General features: G+C 72.2%; 15 protein-coding genes. 1 reads left to right on the forward strand and 14 read right to left on the reverse strand.

The genetic code is table 11. From position 1 onward, the window contains the following. Positions 1-94: 94 nt before the first annotated feature. Together HNR68_RS01650 and HNR68_RS01655 are read right to left on the reverse strand one after the other, a co-directional pair. Positions 95-985: a prenyltransferase/squalene oxidase repeat-containing protein gene (locus HNR68_RS01650; protein ID WP_179716920.1), complete on the reverse strand. Its 891-nt coding sequence runs from the start codon at positions 983-985 to the stop codon at positions 95-97. Then, the gene (locus HNR68_RS01655) at positions 982-1,668 is read right to left on the reverse strand and encodes a helix-turn-helix domain-containing protein (protein ID WP_218888162.1); all 687 of its coding nucleotides are present in this window, start codon (positions 1,666-1,668) and stop codon (positions 982-984) included. The genes HNR68_RS01650 and HNR68_RS01655 overlap by 4 nt, the downstream gene beginning before the upstream one ends. A 161-nt stretch (positions 1,669-1,829) precedes the next feature. Between HNR68_RS01655 and HNR68_RS01660 the strand changes: the two genes are divergently transcribed. Continuing rightward, a complete protein-coding gene (locus tag HNR68_RS01660) occupies positions 1,830-2,639 on the forward strand; it encodes a DedA family protein (protein WP_343049877.1) in 810 nt (269 codons plus the stop codon). 171 nt (positions 2,640-2,810) lie between these two features. On the opposite strand, the gene HNR68_RS01665 is transcribed toward HNR68_RS01660, so the two are convergent. From HNR68_RS01665 to HNR68_RS01720, 12 genes are all read right to left on the reverse strand, one after another. After that, entirely contained in the window at positions 2,811-5,360 is a 2,550-nt protein-coding gene (locus tag HNR68_RS01665; protein ID WP_179716926.1) for an ATP-dependent Clp protease ATP-binding subunit, read from the reverse strand. Between the two features lie 246 nt (positions 5,361-5,606). Then, entirely contained in the window at positions 5,607-6,464 is an 858-nt protein-coding gene (locus tag HNR68_RS01670) for an ABC transporter ATP-binding protein (protein WP_179716928.1), read from the reverse strand. Further along, positions 6,461-7,543 (reverse strand): iron chelate uptake ABC transporter family permease subunit, encoded by a 1,083-nt coding sequence (locus HNR68_RS01675; protein ID WP_179716930.1) that lies wholly within the window; start codon positions 7,541-7,543, stop codon positions 6,461-6,463. Before HNR68_RS01675 ends, HNR68_RS01670 begins: the two co-directional genes overlap by 4 nt. After that, positions 7,540-8,610, reverse strand: coding sequence for an iron chelate uptake ABC transporter family permease subunit (locus tag HNR68_RS01680; protein WP_179716932.1), 1,071 nt, complete (start codon positions 8,608-8,610; stop codon positions 7,540-7,542). Before HNR68_RS01680 ends, HNR68_RS01675 begins: the two co-directional genes overlap by 4 nt. Before the next feature lie 221 nt (positions 8,611-8,831). Then, the gene (locus HNR68_RS01685; protein WP_179716934.1) at positions 8,832-9,191 is read right to left on the reverse strand and encodes a histone-like nucleoid-structuring protein Lsr2; all 360 of its coding nucleotides are present in this window, start codon (positions 9,189-9,191) and stop codon (positions 8,832-8,834) included. A gap of 184 nt (positions 9,192-9,375) precedes the next feature. Continuing rightward, positions 9,376-10,830: a lysine--tRNA ligase gene (lysS, locus tag HNR68_RS01690; RefSeq protein ID WP_246330579.1), complete on the reverse strand. Its 1,455-nt coding sequence runs from the start codon at positions 10,828-10,830 to the stop codon at positions 9,376-9,378. 144 nt (positions 10,831-10,974) lie between these two features. Further along, positions 10,975-11,778 carry a type III pantothenate kinase gene (locus HNR68_RS01695; RefSeq protein WP_179716938.1) on the reverse strand — a complete coding sequence of 268 codons (804 nt, stop codon included), beginning with the start codon at positions 11,776-11,778 and terminating at the stop codon, positions 10,975-10,977. A 21-nt stretch (positions 11,779-11,799) separates the two neighbouring features. Then, positions 11,800-12,276, reverse strand: a complete 477-nt coding sequence (gene panD, locus HNR68_RS01700) for an aspartate 1-decarboxylase (protein WP_179716940.1) — start codon at positions 12,274-12,276, stop codon at positions 11,800-11,802. A gap of 92 nt (positions 12,277-12,368) precedes the next feature. Beyond that, complete coding sequence (gene panC / locus HNR68_RS01705) at positions 12,369-13,247, reverse strand: pantoate--beta-alanine ligase (protein WP_179716942.1); 879 nt, start codon at positions 13,245-13,247, stop codon at positions 12,369-12,371. A gap of 26 nt (positions 13,248-13,273) precedes the next feature. Next, complete coding sequence (locus HNR68_RS01710) at positions 13,274-14,173, reverse strand: Rossmann-like and DUF2520 domain-containing protein (protein ID WP_179716944.1); 900 nt, start codon at positions 14,171-14,173, stop codon at positions 13,274-13,276. 138 nt (positions 14,174-14,311) lie between these two features. Then, complete coding sequence (locus tag HNR68_RS01715) at positions 14,312-15,574, reverse strand: PrsW family glutamic-type intramembrane protease (RefSeq protein WP_179716946.1); 1,263 nt, start codon at positions 15,572-15,574, stop codon at positions 14,312-14,314. Between the two features lie 50 nt (positions 15,575-15,624). Further along, the gene (locus HNR68_RS01720; RefSeq protein WP_179716948.1) at positions 15,625-16,476 is read right to left on the reverse strand and encodes a DUF6779 domain-containing protein; all 852 of its coding nucleotides are present in this window, start codon (positions 16,474-16,476) and stop codon (positions 15,625-15,627) included. Positions 16,477-16,535 lie beyond the last annotated feature (59 nt).

Consider the following 16,535-nt stretch of genomic DNA (forward strand, 5'->3'; position numbering starts at 1 on the left):
GTGGCAGCGCGCGGTGCGCGGCCTGTCAGCACCCCTGCGGAGCGCGGCTGTGCGAGGCGGCGGAGGAGATCCGGGGCCGAGGGGCCGGTCGCGGTCAGCGCCCGTTCCGCCGCAGCACGGAGACGGCCCGGACCGTGGTGTACCCGCGCCACTCCAGGGCGGCGGCGGGCGAGTGGCTGGTGAAGTCGACCGCCCACCCGCCGTCGGCGAGCTGGCCCTGCTCCAGCCGGTCGAGGTCCGCGGCCACCGCCTCGGGGGCGAGCAGGGCGCGGACCGGGCGGTCCGGTTCGGGCGCGTGGTCGAGGGGGCGGAGCGCCTCGCCCTCCGCACCACCGACGACCGCGAGCACCCCGTCCGGTGGGACGAACTGCGCGAGGTGGTCGAGCAGCTCGCGCGCCTCCGGGTGGGTGTCGGCGGTGGCGTCGAGGAGCTGGAGGGCGAAGGACAGGACGTGCGCGGAGGGGGCGCGGTCGGTCCGGCGGACGGCGTCGAAGCAGTACCAGGTGGCCTTCTCCAGCCACGGGTGCTCGCGGACGGACTCGTCCCAGCGCGCCAGGCGGTGCGCCTGCGCGGCCACGGCGGCGGTGATCTGTAGCGACGACTCCGTCGGGTCCGCCTGGACCCAGAACGGCGCGCACGCCGTGGGGTCGCTGACCGGCAGCGCGAACGGGAGGCCCCCGTCGGGGAGCGTCTCCGCCGCCAGCCAGTCGAGCAGTGCCTCGGTGTGCGGGGCGTGGCGCGCCCGGGCGTCGGCGAGGGCTTCGAAGGCGTGCAGCGCGGCGGCCGGCTGGCTCTCCGGCGCGCGGAGGTCCGGTTCGAGCCCCCACCCGTAGCCGCCGTCGGGGTTGCGGTAGGCGTCGAGCGCGGTGACGACCGCGTGCCGCGCGGCGTCGTCACCGGTGGTGGCGGCCTCGAAGCGCCGCCGGTCGAGGGTGCGCGCGTGCGAGGTCAGGAAGGCCCTCGCCCGTTCCACGTCGATGCTCATGCCCGCACCTCACCACGCGCGGGGGCGGCCTGGCTTGGACGAATCGGCCACGACCCGGTGAGCTCGGCCGGGGTCCGCCCCGCGAGCCGCGTGGTCTCGCGGGTGAAGTGCGCCTGGTCCACGTAGCCCGCGGTCGCGGCGGCCTCGGCCAGCGACAGCCCGGACCGCGCCAGGTGCAGCGCGCGCTGGAAGCGGTGGATCCGCGCGAGCGTCTTCAGGCCGTAGCCGAAGACCCGCGTGCTGACCCTGCGCAACGAGCGTTCCGAGAGGCCGTGGCGCTGCGCCGTCTCGCGCACGCCCAGGCCGTCGCGGGCCGCGCGGTCGAGGGAGGCCGCCAGGCGCAGGGCCGCCCGGTCGGGGTCGGCTCGCGTCCACAGGTCGAGGAAGACCTGCTCCAGGGCACCGGCCGGGTCGTCGTCGAACGAGCGCGCGGGGAGGGCGACGAGCTCGGACAGCGCGACCCGCCGGTCGGTCAGCTCATCGGCGGGCACGCCCAGCAGCGCGTGGGCCACGCCCGGGGGCATGCGCAGGCCCCAGGTCACCTCCTCAGGAGCGGTGTGCACCGCCATCGCCCGGGTGTCGGGTCCCGCGACGACCAAGCGGTGCTGGAACCACATCAGGTCCAGCACCCCGTCCGGGACGACGTGGTGGTGACCGCTGGACCGCACGCGCCACAGCGTCACGCCGGTCCTGGGACCGCGTCGCGCCGCGTAGCTCACCTGCCCCACCTCCCTCCGGTCAGCGTAGGAGCGCCGACGACGGCGTGCGCTAGATCACCGACCGGGTGAAGGGAGTCGCCCGAACGGCTGGAATCATGGAGGAAACGGACGCAACCGTCCCGCTCGTGCTGCGGCAGAGCCACCCCGAGCCCCCGACCCCGGAGCCCGCTCGCATGACCTCGTTGACCTCGGCCGCCACCGCCCCCGAACCGACCGGCTTCACCGGCTGGGCCATCTCGGTGATGGAAGCGCTCGGCGGCCCCGGTGCCGGCACCATCATCGCGCTGGAGAACCTGTTCCCGCCGATCCCCTCGGAGGTCATCCTCCCGCTGGCCGGGTTCACCGCCAGCCAGGGCAGCATGTCGGTGGTCGGCGCGGTGCTGTGGACCACGCTCGGGTCGCTGGTCGGTGCCCTGGCGCTCTACGGCATCGGCGCCACCCTGGGCCGCGAGCGCACCCGCGCCATCGCGGCGAAGCTGCCGCTGGTCAAGCTCTCCGACATCGACCGGACCGAGGCGTGGTTCGCCCAGCACGGCGTCAAGGCGGTCTTCTTCGGCCGCATGATCCCGCTGTTCCGCAGCTTCATCTCGCTGCCCGCCGGGGTCGAGCGGATGCCCCTGGGCACGTTCGCGCTGTTCACCGCCCTGGGCAGCCTGGTCTGGAACACGATCTTCGTGGTGGCGGGCTACCTGCTGGGGGAGAGCTGGTACCTCGTCGAGCAGTACGCGGGCATGTTCTCCAAGGCGGTCCTGGTCGTGGCGGTGGTGGCCGTGGTGGCGTTCGTCGTGGTGCGCCTCCGCGCCCGGGACCGCGAACCCGCGCCCGACGACGTGCCGACGGTGCAGTTCGCGCGCGTCCCCGCCGAGACCCCCACGGTCCAGTTCACCCGCGTCCCCGCCGAGGCCCCCACCGAAGAGATCCGCCGCGTCCGCTGACCTCCACCGTCGTTCCCCCGGCCGGGGCACGCGACTGCCCCCGGAGGTGCAGGTCCGATGCCAACGGAGGCCGCGGACCACCGCGCCGCGGGTGACCGGGAGCGGTGCGACTGTGCCCGGACACGCGGAAGGCCCCGCTCCCGGAGGAGCGGGGCCTTCGCGCGGATCGGGTCAGGACTCGGAGTCCCCGCCCTCCTGCTTGTCGTCGGAGCTCGCCGAGACACCGACCGGCGGGGCGTCCGGGACCAGCGACGGCTTGGTCTCGCCGCGGAACGTGAAGTGCGCCTTGTCGTCCGGGCCTTCGCCGTCCCAGCCCTCGACGTCCACGATCACGATCTGGCCCGGCTGGAGCTCGCCGAACAGGATCTTCTCGGACAGCTTGTCTTCGATCTCCCGCTGGATCGTCCGGCGCAGCGGCCGCGCACCCAGCACCGGGTCGAACCCGCGCTTGGCCAGCAGCTTCTTCGCCTTGTCGGTGAGCTCCAGGGCCATGTCCTTGCCCTTGAGGGCCTTCTCCACCCGGGTCGACAGCAGGTCGACCATCTGGATGATCTCGGCCTCGGTGAGCTGGTGGAAGACGATGACGTCGTCGATCCGGTTGAGGAACTCGGGTCGGAAGTGCTTCTTCATCTCCTCGTGGACCTTGGACTTCATCCGCTCGTAGTTGGACTCAGCCCCCTGGCCACTGGAGAAGCCCAGCCCCACGGCCTTGGAGATGTCCTGCGTGCCGAGGTTCGAGGTGAAGATCAGCACCGTGTTCTTGAAGTCCACCGTGCGGCCCTGGCCGTCGGTGAGACGACCGTCCTCCAACACCTGCAGCAGCGTGTTGTAGATCTCCTGGTGGGCCTTCTCGATCTCGTCGAACAGGACCACGGAGAACGGCTTCCGGCGGACCTTCTCGGTGAGCTGGCCGCCCTCCTCGTAGCCGACGTACCCGGGCGGGGCACCGAACAGCCGCGAGGCGGTGTAGCGGTCGTGGAACTCACCCATGTCGATCTGCACGAGCGCGTCGTCGTCGCCGAACAGGAACTCCGCCAGCGCCTTGGACAGCTCGGTCTTCCCGACACCGGACGGGCCGGCGAAGATGAACGAACCGGACGGGCGCTTCGGGTCCTTCAGGCCCGCACGCGTGCGGCGGATCGCCTGGGAGACGGCCTTGACCGCGTCCTCCTGGCCGATGATCCGCTTGTGCAGCTCCTCCTCCATGCGGAGCAGCCGGGTGGTCTCCTCCTCGGTGAGCTTGAAGACCGGGATGCCGGTCCAGTTCGCCAGCACCTCGGCGATCTGCTCGTCGTCGACCTCGGCGACCACGTCGAGGTCACCGGCCTTCCACTGCTTCTCCCGCTCCTCCTTCTGGCCGAGGAGCTGCTTCTCCTCGTCCCGCAGGCGGGCGGCCCGCTCGAAGTCCTGCGCGTCGATCGCGGACTCCTTCTCGCGGCGGACCTCGGCGATCTTCTCGTCGAACTCGCGCAGGTCCGGCGGCGCGGTCATGCGGCGGATGCGCATCCGGGCCCCGGCCTCGTCGATGAGGTCGATCGCCTTGTCCGGCAGGAAGCGGTCGTTGATGTAGCGGTCGGCCAGGCTCGCCGCGGCCACCAGCGCGGAGTCGGTGATGGACACGCGGTGGTGCGCCTCGTAGCGGTCCCGCAGGCCCTTGAGGATCTCGACGGTGTGCTCCAGCGACGGCTCACCGACCTGGATCGGCTGGAACCGGCGCTCCAGGGCCGGGTCCTTCTCGACGTACTTGCGGTACTCCTCGAGCGTCGTGGCGCCGATGGTCTGCAGCTCGCCGCGGGCCAGCATCGGCTTGAGGATGCTCGCCGCGTCGATCGCGCCCTCGGCGGCACCCGCACCGACCAGGGTGTGGATCTCGTCGATGAACAGGATGATGTCGCCGCGGGTCTTGATCTCCTTGAGGACCTTCTTCAGGCGTTCCTCGAAGTCACCGCGGTAGCGGGAGCCCGCGACCAGCGAGCCCAGGTCCAGGGTGTAGAGCTGCTTGTCCTTCAGCGTCTCGGGCACCTCGCCCTTGACGACCTTCTGGGCCAGGCCCTCCACCACGGCCGTCTTGCCGACGCCCGCCTCGCCGATGAGCACCGGGTTGTTCTTGGTGCGCCGCGAGAGGACCTGCATGATCCGCTCGATCTCCTTCTCCCGGCCGATGACCGGGTCGAGCTTGCCCTCGCGCGCGCTCTGCGTCAGGTTGCGGCCGAACTGGTCCAGCACCAGCGACGACGACGGGGTGCCCTCGCCGCGGCCACCGGCCTCCGCCGGCTCCTTGCCCTGGTAGCCGGACAGCAGCTGCAGGACCTGCTGGCGCACCCGGTTGAGGTCCGCGCCGAGCTTGACCAGCACCTGGGCGGCCACACCCTCGCCCTCGCGGATCAAGCCGAGCAGGATGTGCTCGGTGCCGATGTAGTTGTGGCCGAGCTGCAGCGCCTCCCGCAGCGACAGCTCCAGCACCTTCTTGGCCCGCGGGGTGAACGGGATGTGCCCGCTCGGAGCCTGCTGCCCCTGGCCGATGATCTCCTCGACCTGTTGGCGCACGCCCTCAAGCGCGATACCCAGCGACTCCAGCGCCTTGGCGGCGACACCCTCACCCTCGTGGATCAAGCCCAGGAGAATGTGCTCGGTGCCGATGTAGTTGTGGTTGAGCATCCGGGCCTCTTCCTGGGCCAGGACGACCACCCGCCTCGCGCGGTCGGTGAACCTCTCGAACATTCGCACTCCCTGACTGCTGCGCCGGCGGTCTCGTTGGCGGGACACGGCTCCTGCTTCGCCGATGCCCACGACGGGTTCAGCACTCTTGGGGACCACTGTAGTAGCCCCACCCGGTCGCGGTCCGTGCCCGCTACGGCCTGCTGCCCACATTCTTGTCCGGCTACCCAGACCAACGGGCCGCTGGCCTGCGGGATTCCGGACCCGCACCGATCGGTTGGCCCTTTCCGCTGAGCGCGAACACGACCGCTAGCTGCGCTGATCGTCCTTCTTGACCGCACGTCCACCGATCGGCACCACCATCGGGGTACCCGCCACGGGATCAGCAATCACCCGCGCTTCCAGCCCGAACACACCGGCCAGCAGGGGCTCGGTGAGCACCTCGGCGGGTTCACCCTCGGCGACCACGGCCCCGTCCTTCATCGCCACCAGGCGGTCGGCGTAGCGGGCCGCGAGGTTGAGGTCGTGGAGCACCATCACCACCGTACGACCGCTCTCGTCGTGCAGTCGCCCGATGAGCTCCAGGACGTCCACCTGGTGGGACAGGTCGAGATAGGTGGTCGGCTCGTCCAGCAGCAGCAGGTTCGTGCCCTGGGCCAACGCCATGGACAGCCAGGCGCGCTGCCGCTGGCCGCCGGAGAGCTCGTCCAGGGTGCGGTCGGCCAGGTCGGCGATGCCGGTCATCGCCAGCGCCTCGGCGACCGCGGCCTCGTCGTCGGAGGACCACTGCCGGTACCAGGCCTGGTGCGGGTGCCTGCCGCGCGCGACCAGGTCGGCCACGGTGAGGCCCTCGGGCGCCACCGGCGACTGCGGCAGCAGGCCGAGCACCTTGGCGACCTCCCGGGTGGGCATCTTGTGGATCTGCTTGCCGTCCAGCAGCACGCTGCCGCGCTGCGGCTGCAGCAGGCGCCCGAGGGCGCGCAGCAGGGTGGACTTGCCGCAGCCGTTCGGGCCGATCACCGCGGTGATCGTGCCGTCGACGACGTCGAAGTCCAGGCCGTCGGCGATCACGCGGTCGCCGTAGGCCAGCGTGAGGTCGCTGGCGTGCAGCCGCTGCCGGGAGGCGGTGGCCCCGGCCTTCTCGCTGGACGTGGCGGACGCGGTCATGCGCGGACCTCCCGGTACCGACGGACGAGCAGGTAGATCAGGTACGGGGCGCCGAGCACCGCGGTGACGATGCCGACGGGCAGCTCCAGGCCGCCGAACGCGGTGCGCGAGATGACGTCCGCGCCGACCACCAACGCGGCCCCGAACACCATGGACGCGACCAGCGGCGGGCGCCAGGCGCGCGCCAGCCGCAGCGCGATCTGCGGGGTGGCCAGCGCGACGAACTGGATCGGTCCAGCCGCCGCGGTCGCGATGGACGCCAGCACCACCGCGGCCAGCAGCAGCAGGGCACGGGACAGGTCGACGCGCACGCCGAGCCCGCGCACCGTGTCGTCGTCGAACTGGAGCGCCCCGAGCACGTGCGAGCCCACGAGGGTCAGCGGCACCAGCACGCAGAGCGCGACGGCGGTGGGGACCACGTGCTCCCAGCCGCGCGCGTTGAGGCTGCCGGTCAACCACACCAGCGCCCGGCCCGCCTCGTTGACGTCGCCGACGGTGAGCAGCCAGTAGGTGGCGTTGCCGGCCAGGGCGCTGACCCCGACGCCGACCAGCACCAACCGGTAGGAGTCCACCCCGCCCTGGTGGGCCAGGGCGTAGACCGCGACCCCGGTGAGCAGCCCGCCCAGCAGCGCGACGATCGGCAGGCCCACGTCGGCCAGGGCACCGGCCAGGCTGCCCGCGGTGCCGCCGAGCACGATCACCGTGGTCGCCGCGGTGCCCGCGCCCCAGGTGATGCCGAGCATGTCCGGGCTGGCCAACGGGTTGCGCGCGAGGGTCTGCGTGATCGCGCCGGACAGGCCGAGCGCGGCGCCGACCAGCAGCGCGGTCAGCGACCGGGGCATCCGCAGCTCCCAGACGATGACCTGCTGCGCCCGGTCACCGGCGCCGACGAGCGTCTGCAGCACCTCCTCCGGGCTGATCGGGTACTCGCCGAGGCCGACGTCGGCCACGAAGACGGCCAGCAGCAGCGCCAGGCCGCCGAGCAGCGCCAGCAGTGGGCGCAGGCGCAGCACCCCGGAGAACGGGCCGAGCCGCGCCGGTCGCCGCCCGGCGACCTCCCCTCGCAGCACCTGGGTCACAACCGCACCAACTTCCTGCGGCGCACGAGCGCGATGAAGAACGGGGCGCCGACCATCGCCAGCATCACCCCGACCTGCACCTCGGACGGCCGCGCCACGAGGCGCCCGAGCACGTCGGCCAGCAGCACCAGCGACGCGCCGAGCAGCCCGGAGAACGGCAGCAGCCACCGGTGGTCGGCGCCGGTGAAGAACCGCGCCACGTGCGGCACCACCAGCCCCACGAAGCCGATCGGCCCGCAGATCGCGACCGCGCTGCCCACCAGGACCGCGATCGCGGCGATGCCGGCCCGCCGCGACCACTCCACCCGGTGGCCCAGCGAGCGGGCCACGTCCTCGCCCAGCGACAGCGCGTTGAGCCCGCTGGCGTTGGTCAGCGCCAGCACGATCCCGACCAGCACGAACGGCAGCACCTGCGGGATCACCGCGGGGTCGGTGACCGCGACCGAGCCGACCTTCCAGAACCGGTAGGCGTCCATCGTCTGCTGGTCGGTGAGCACGAGCGCCGAGGTGATGGCCTGCAGCAGGAAGCTGATCGCGGTGCCGGCCAGCGCCAGGGTCACCGGGGTCGGGCCGCCGCGGCCGAGGGACCCGATGGCGAACACCGCGAGCGCGCCCAGCACCGCCCCGGCGAAGCCGAACCAGATGTAGCCGAGCAGCGTCGTGACGCCGAAGGTGTAGATGGCCAGGACGACGGCCAGCGCCGCGCCCTGGGTGATGCCGAGGATGCCGGGGTCGGCGATGGGGTTGCGGGTGTGGCCCTGCATCAGCGCCCCGGCCAGGCCGAGCCCCGCCCCGGCCAGCACGCCGACGACGGTGCGCGGCAGCCGCAGCTCGCGGACGATCAGGTCGTTCTCGCTGCCGCTCGGGGCGACAAGCCCGTGCCACACCTCGGCCAGCGGGATGGTCTTGGCGCCCACCACGACGCTGAGCACGCAGCTGACCAGCAGCACGACCAGCAGGACGGCGATGCCGACGAGCCGTCGGCGGCGGCGCGCGCGCAGCCGGGACCCCCCGGTGGCGGCCTGGTCGGGTGCGCGTGGACCGTCGACGGCCAGGCTGCCACTCACGTCCCACTCCCTCTGCCGGTTCACCCGATCGAAACCGTACTTAGGTTAGGACGACCTAAGCAGACAGCCCAGAGCGGGGCGCGATGGTCAGCATCACACTCCGGACAGCACCGGAGACGACGAGGGGCGTCCGCCCGGCACCCAGCCGGGCGGACGCCCCCGCGCAGCCGACCGGCGCGTCCGTCAGGGACGCTCCGCCGACGTCGAACGAGACGCCTCGTTCAGTTCTTCGCCTTGTGGTACTGCTCCACGATGTCGGCCGGGATCCGCCCGCGGTCCGACACCTTCAGGCCGCGCTTGCGCGCCCATTCCCGAATGGCCTGGTTCTGTTCCCGATCGGCGCTCGTGGAGCCGCCGCCGGAACGGCCACCACCCGAGCCCGGACGCGGCCCCGGCTTCTTCCGCCCGCCCGCCCGGCGGGCGTGGGAGACGTAGTTGGCCAGCGCTTCCCGCAACTCGTTCGCATTCTCGGCGGAGAGGTCGATCTGGTACGAGACGCCGTCCAATCCGAACTCGACGGTTTCGTCCGCCTGGCCGCCGTCCAGATCGTCGACAAGGGTGACAGTGACCTTCTGCGCCATCTTCGAAGTCCTCCCCGGAGAGCAAGAATCTGCCAGAACGGGACAGCACCGAAACCCTGGGAGCGGAACCCCCCGCGAGTACTCCAACAGCCGTCACCGAAACATTCTGCGCTCAGGTTAGCGCAGCAACTCCGGCAATGCACTCACCACGGCCGGAAAATTCGGCGGCGCCGCCCTGATCGGGTCATTCGGGCCGGACCAGCGGGAACAGGATCGTCTCCCGGATACCGAGACCGGTCAACGCCATCAACAACCGGTCGATACCCATTCCGACCCCGCCGGTGGGCGGCATTCCGTACTCGAGCGCACGCAGGAAGTCCTCGTCGATGGGCATGGCCTCGTCGTCCCCGGCCGCCCCGAGCGCCGCCTGCTGCTCCAGCCGGGCGCGCTCCACCACCGGGTCCACCAGCTCCGAGTAGCCGGTGGCCAGCTCGAAGCCGCGGATGTAGAGGTCCCACTTCTCCGCCAGGCCCGGCTGCTCGCGGTGCTGCCGGGTCAGCGGCGAGGTCTCCACCGGGAAATCGCGCACGAAGGTCGGCTCGGTCAAATGGTCCCCGACCAAGTGCTCCCACAGCTCCTCGACGAGCTTTCCGTGCCCGTGCGCCGGATCCACCTGCAATCCGCGCGAGTCGGCGTGCTTGCGCAGCACGTCCACCGGCGTTTCCGGGGTGATCTCCGAATCGAGCGCTTCGGACAGCGACTCGTACATCCGGATGGTCGTCCACTCGCCGGACAGGTCGTACTCGGTTCCGTCGAACCAGGTCACGACCTGCGAGCCGGTGACGTTCTCGGCCGCCTCCTGGATCAACGTCCTGGTCAGCTCGGCCATGTCGTTGTAATCGGCGTAGGCCTGGTAGAACTCCAACATGGCGAACTCCGGGGAGTGGGAAGAATCACTCCCCTCGTTGCGGAAGTTCCTGTTGATCTCGAAAACCTTCTCGATCCCGCCGACCACGCAGCGCTTGAGGTACAACTCCGGCGCGATGCGCAGGAACAGATCGATGTCGAAGGCGTTCGAATGCGTCACGAACGGTCGCGCCGCGGCCCCGCCCTGCAGCGTCTGCAGCATCGGGGTCTCCACCTCGATGAAGCCGCGCCGCTCGAACGAACCCCGCAGCGACCGCTGCACCGCGGCCCGGGTGCGCACCGTCTGCGCGGCCTGCTTGCGCACGATGAGGTCGACGTAGCGCTGCCGGACGCGCATCTCCTCGCCGAGCTCCTTGTGCATGACCGGCAGCGGGCGCAGCGCCTTGGCCGCCATCCGCCACTCGTCGGCCATCACGGACAGCTCGCCGCGGCGGGAGGTGATCACCTCACCGTGCACGAAGACGTGGTCACCGAGGTCGACGTCGCTCTTCCAACTGGCCAGCGCGTCCTCGCCGACCTGCTTGAGGCTGAGCATCGCCTGGAGCTCGGTGCCGTCGCCCGCGCGCAGCGTGGCGAAGCAGAGCTTGCCGGTGTTGCGCAGGAACATCACGCGTCCGGCCACGCCGACGTGCTCACCGGTGGCGGTGTCCGGCTCCAGCCCCTCGTGGGCGGCGCGGACCTCGGCGAGGCTGTGGGTGATCGGCAGGGTCACCGGGTACGGGTCGACTCCGGCCTCGAGCAGGCGCTCCCGCTTCTCCCGCCGGACCCGCATCTGCTCCGGCAGGTCGTCGACGCCGTCATCGCTGGTTGCCGGGGGATTGGAACGGTCCTCAGTCACGGGAACCAAGGGTACGGTTCGGCTCCGGTCACGGGATGAGCAGGGCTCTCCCCGCGCGGCGGTCCGCTCCCGGTCGGCTCAGGCGGCCTTGAAGTTGCGGTCGTAGACCAGGCGGAGGCCCAGCAGGGTGAGGTCGGGGACGTGGTGGGTGATCGTCGTCGACTCCGTCACCACCAGGGGAGCCAGGCCGCCGGTGGCCAGCACCGTGGTGGGGCCGCCGTGGGTGGCCTCCAGCTCCGACACGATGCGGCGGACCAACCCGTCCACCTGCCCGGCGAAGCCGAACAGGATGCCGGACTGCAGGCACTCCACGGTGTTCTTGCCGATCACCGAGCGCGGGCGGACCAGCTCCACCTTGCGCAGCTGCGCGGCGCGAGCGGCCAGCGCGTCCAGCGAGATCTCGATGCCGGGCGCGAACGCCCCGCCCAGGAACTCGCCCTTCGCCGAGATCACGTCGATGTTGGTGGAGGTGCCGAAGTCGACCACCACGCAGTTCGTGACGTGCAGGTGGTGGGCGGCGAGCGTGTTGATCACCCGGTCCGCCCCGACCTCCTTCGGGTTGTCCACCAGCAGCGGGACCCCGGTCCGCACGCCCGGCTCGACCACCACGCGCGGCACGTCGGCCCAGTACCGGCCGAGCATGACGCGCAGCTCGCGCAGCAGCGCCGGCACCGTGGACAGCGCCGAGATGCCGGTGATCCGGTCGGCGTGCTCGCCGAGCAGCCCGCGCATGGTCAGCGCCATCTCGTCGGCGGTCATCCGCGGCTCGGTCCGCATCCGCCAGTCGTGCAGCAGGGTCGCGGCGACGTCGGGGCTGTCCGACTCGTCGTCGTAGAGGCCCAGCACGATGTTGGTGTTCCCGACGTCGATGGCCAGCAGCACCGTTCCAGTCCGTCCTTCCGCTCAGTGCTCGGGCTGCTGCAGCAGGGCGTCGAGCTTCGCCGCGTCGTCGGTCTCGGCGGGCGTGCCCGCGATGACCGCGGCGCTGGTCAGCCCCGACCCCTCCGGCGCGACGCCCGGCTGGTCACCGGCCTCCACGACCTTGTTCTCGGCGTCCACGAAGACCACCTTCGGGCGCACCGACCGCGCCTCCAGCTCGTCCATCACGCCGTAGGACAGCAGGATCACGGTGTCACCGGGCTGGACGAGGTGCGCCGCGGCGCCGTTGACGCCGATCACGCCGGAGCCGCGCTCGCCGGTGATCACGTAGGTCTCCAGGCGGGCGCCGTTGGTGACGTCCACGATCGCCACCTGTTCGCCCTCGAGCAGGTCCGCTGCGTCCATCAGGTCGGCGTCCACCGTCACCGACCCGACGTAGTGCAGGTCCGCCTGGGTCACCGTGGCGCGGTGGATCTTGGACTTCAGCATGGTGCGGAACATCGCAGACCTCCTCCTGCTGGTACCGCAGCTCCTCCGACGTATCTTCCGCGATGCCGCGGCGGCTCCCCGCAGCACCCGCGCGGTTGGCCCGATCAGCGCTGCTCAGGGCCGGCGAGCAGCACCTTGGCGTTGTCGATCAGCCGGGTCGTGCCCACCCGCGCCGCCACCAGCAGCCGCGCCTCGCCCGCGGCCGGTGCCGGCCCGAGCTCGGGGTCCCGCAGCTCCAGGTAGTCGACCTCCACCGACGGTTCGGTGGCCAGCACCTCGCGCGCCGCCGCCAGCACCGCGTCGGCGCCGCCCGCCCCGGCGTGCGTCCCGGCGGCCAGGGCCGCCGAGAGCGCCAGCGCGGCGCGGCGCTGCTCGTCGCTGAGGTAGGCGTTGCGCGAGGACAGCGCCAGCCCGTCGGCCTCCCGGATGGTGGGGATGCCCTGGATGCGCGCGTCCAGGTCGAGGTCGCGGGCCATGCGCCGGATCAGCACCAGCTGCTGGTAGTCCTTCTCGCCGAAGAACGCCAGGTCCGGGCGCACGATGTTGAGCAGCTTGAGCACCACGGTGAGCACGCCGTCGAAGTGGCCCGGCCGGGCGGCGCCCTCGAGCTCGTCGCCGAGCGGTCCGGCGTGGACGGTGACCTGCGGGTCGTCGCCGTACATCTGCTCGACCGACGGCGCGAAGACCAGCTCCACCCCGGCCTCCCGGCACAGCTCGAGGTCCGACTCGAAGCTGCGCGGGTAGCGGTCGAAGTCCTCGTCCGGCCCGAACTGCAGCGGGTTGACGAAGATCGACACGACCACCACGGCGTTGACGTCGCGGCGGGCGCGCTTGATCAGCTCCAGGTGACCGCGGTGCAGCGCGCCCATGGTGGGCACCAGGTGGACCGTGCGCCCGGTGGCCCGCAGCGCGCGGGTCACCCGCGCCAGCTCGGCGGGCTCGCGGTGCACGGTCAGGGCACCGCGCTGGAAGGGTCGGTTCATCACGACTCCCGTGTCCTGCGCCGTGGTCACGACGGCTCTTCCTCCAGTGCTCGGCGGACCTCCGCGGCGCCGTCGGCGCGCAGGACGCCCGTGCGCTCGGCCCGGTCGGCCGTGCGCCTGGCCAGTTCCCGGTACCCGGGGACGACGCCCGGTCCGGCCTCGCGCAGGGCGGCGAGGTGCGCGCGGACCGTGCCGGCGTCGCCGCGCATCACCGGGCCGGTGATCGCGCGGTCGCCGAAGCGCAGCGCGTTGTCCAGCGAGGCGGACAGGATCGGTGCCATCACCCGGTCGGCGTTGGCGACGCCGGCGTCGCGCAGCAGCTCCGCGCACTCGTTGACCAGGGTGATCAGGTGGTTCGCGCCGTGGGTGAGCGCGGCGTGGTAGAGTCGGCGGGACTCCTCGGGCACGCGCACCGGCTCCATCCCGAGCTCCAGCGCCAGCGCTTCCGCCACGCTCCAGCCGGTCTCGTCCTCGGTGGCCGCGGTGACGGCCATGCACGCGTTGCCGAGCCGCTCGACGTCCTCGGCGCGCCCGGTGAAGGTCATCGCCGGGTGCAGCGCCAGTCGGAGCACCCCGCTCTCGGCCGCCGGGCTCAGCGCGGACACGCCGTGCGCGCCCGAGGTGTGCACCAGGATCTGCCCGGGCCGCAACGACCCGGTGGCGACCAGGCCGCGGACCAGCCCGGTGATCGCGTCGTCCGGGACCGCCAGCAGCACCAGGTCGGCCTGCACGGCGACCTCGTCCGGCGGCAGCACCGCGACCCCGGGGAGCAGCTCCTCCGCGCGCCGCAGCGAGGCCTCGGACACCGCGGAGACCGCGACCACCTGGTGCCCAGCCCGCTGCAACGCCGCGCCCAGCACAGCACCCACCCGGCCCGCGGAGACCACTCCCACGCGCAGCCGAGGGCCCGTGCGACCAGCAGACATCGCCACGTCGTCCTCCACACCGGTCCAGTCCCGACCACCGGGTACCGGCCAGCGACGCGAGAGTAGCCCCACCGACCGCCCGGCGACGCCCCCAGGTGGCGAGCGCCACGCGAGCGTCCCACGCCGGGGCGCGCGCGGTCAGTCGCGGGTGCGCTGGCCCTTCGGCAGCGGCCGCTTCATGTTGTGCCGGGTCAGCTCGTTGATCTTGATGCGGGCGGTCTGGATCGCCTGCTGGGTGCCCGCGGCCGAGCGCCGGGCCTGCTTGAGCTCCTCGATCAGCTTCTCCCGGCGGGCCCGGCGGGCCGCGCTCGTGGTGCGCCCCTCGGCCGCCCGGTGCTGCAGGAACGCCAGCTCGGTGACCGCGATCTGGTAGTCCCGCACCGCCTTGGCCGCCTCGGACCCGGCGCTGCGGCGGACCTTGCGCAACCAGCCCTTGCGGCCGGCGAGGGTGGCCAGCATCTCCATCTCGCTGCGCACGATCAGCCCGGCCCGCTCCAGCACCGGCAGCTGCTGGATGACGATCCGCTGCTCGCGCTTGCGCTGCCACACCACCAGCCAGAAGGTGCCCAGGAAGACCGGCACCATGATCAGGAAGTAGACGTTGAGGAACTCCGCCCCGCCCAGCAGCGTCGCCGCGTTCCACACCGCGTGCAGCAGGAACGCCGCCGCGAAGCCGCCGAGCAGGTAGCCCAGCCGCCGCTGCTTGTGGTCGGTGCGCGCGGCCATCCCGATGCCGATGCCGAACATCGCGCTGAACAGCGGGTGCGAGAACGGCGCCAGCACGCCGCGCATGATGAACACCGCCAGCACGCCGCCGGCCGGGCCGCCGAAGCCGTCCACCGAGAACGCCTTGCCGAAGTACAGGATGTTCTCGGTGAACGCGAAGCCCGCCGCGGTCAGCGCCGCGTAGACGATGCCGTCCACCATGCCGTTGAACTCCGACCGGCGCTTGAACCACAGCGCGACCACGAACAGGGCCTTCGCCGCCTCCTCCACCAGCGGGCCCATCACCGCGGTCAGGAAGAACTTCTGGTCGCCCGCGCCGGCCACGGCGTCGGCGAGCTGGAGGACGGTGTCGTTGAGCAGCAGCGAGCAGGCGGTCGCCCCGCCCGCACCCCACAGGAACGCGCCGAGCAGCAGCATCGGCGGTTCCGGCTCCCACCGGTCGATCCAGACGATCGCGGCGAACACCACGCCGACCGGCAGCAGCGCGGCGAGCGCACCGACGAAGGCGGGCAGCGCGCCGACCCGCGACGTGGTGACACCGACCATCACCAGTCCGCAGATCCCGAGCACGATGAGGCCGGCGACCGGCCAACCGACGGCGTGGTGCTTCCGGGTCTGGAGCCTCCGCGCGCCGGACAGGTCGGCGGCGGGCCCCTGGAGATCAGGACTCGACACGGGGAAAACCCTATTGAAGTGCGGACAGCGACGCCCGGACAGTCACCTCGTCAGGCGCGTCGCCGCCGTCGGCGGGGCGTGTCCGGGGCAGCGCCGTAGGCCGCGATCAGGTCGTTGACCGAGGTCCCCTCGCTGTGCGCTCCCGCCGGGTCGGGTGCGGGCGGGTGCTCCGGCGTCGCCTTCGGGGGTTCCGGGGCGCGCTGCGGCGGTTCGTGGTGCACCGCCTCCGGGCGGCGCACGGGGGCCGGACGCGGCGGGTGCGCCTGGGCCGCCCGCGGTGCGAGGCGCGGGTGCGCCTTCGGGCGGTGCTCCGGCTGCTCACCGGACAACCGGCTCATCAGGTCGGTGTTCTGCGCGGCGGGCGGGGACAGCTCCCGGCCCCGCGCGGGCTGGGCGAACGCGTTCGCCACGTTCTGCACCTTCTGGCCGCCCTCGTTCAGCGACCGCACCCGGGTGGACTCCGCGCGCAGCGCGACCCGCTCGAACAGCACGTCGCCGCCGACCACCTGCTCCAGGCTCGACCGCAGCTTCTGCAGTTCCTCCTGCAGGTGCTTCAGCTCGCCGGTGGTCTCCGCAGCCGCCTTCCGACGCGCCTCGGCCTCGGCCTCCAGCTCGAACTCGCGGCGGGCCGCGATCTCCCGCTCCAGCTCCAGCTCGTAGATCCGCTTCCGGTCCTCGACGGCCTTCTCGCCCTGCGCGACCCGGTGGCGCAACCGGGCCACCCCGAAGGCCCCGATCAGCGCCGACCACAGCGCGGCGACCAGGCCCAGCCGCAACAGGCGGGCGTCGTCACTGACCACCAGCACTGCGGTGGCGGCCGCGGCGAGCACGAGCGCGCCGACCCACAGGGCGGTCGAGCCACCAGCGCGGGTTCCGGTCTCGGTACTCCCACGGTCGGACATGCCACCACGGTACCGGGCGTTTATCAGTTCGAGACCTGAAGGCGAGCAACGCGACCCCA

Source organism: Saccharopolyspora hordei (assembly GCF_013410345.1).
Classification (GTDB): Bacteria; Actinomycetota; Actinomycetes; order Mycobacteriales; family Pseudonocardiaceae; genus Saccharopolyspora; species Saccharopolyspora hordei.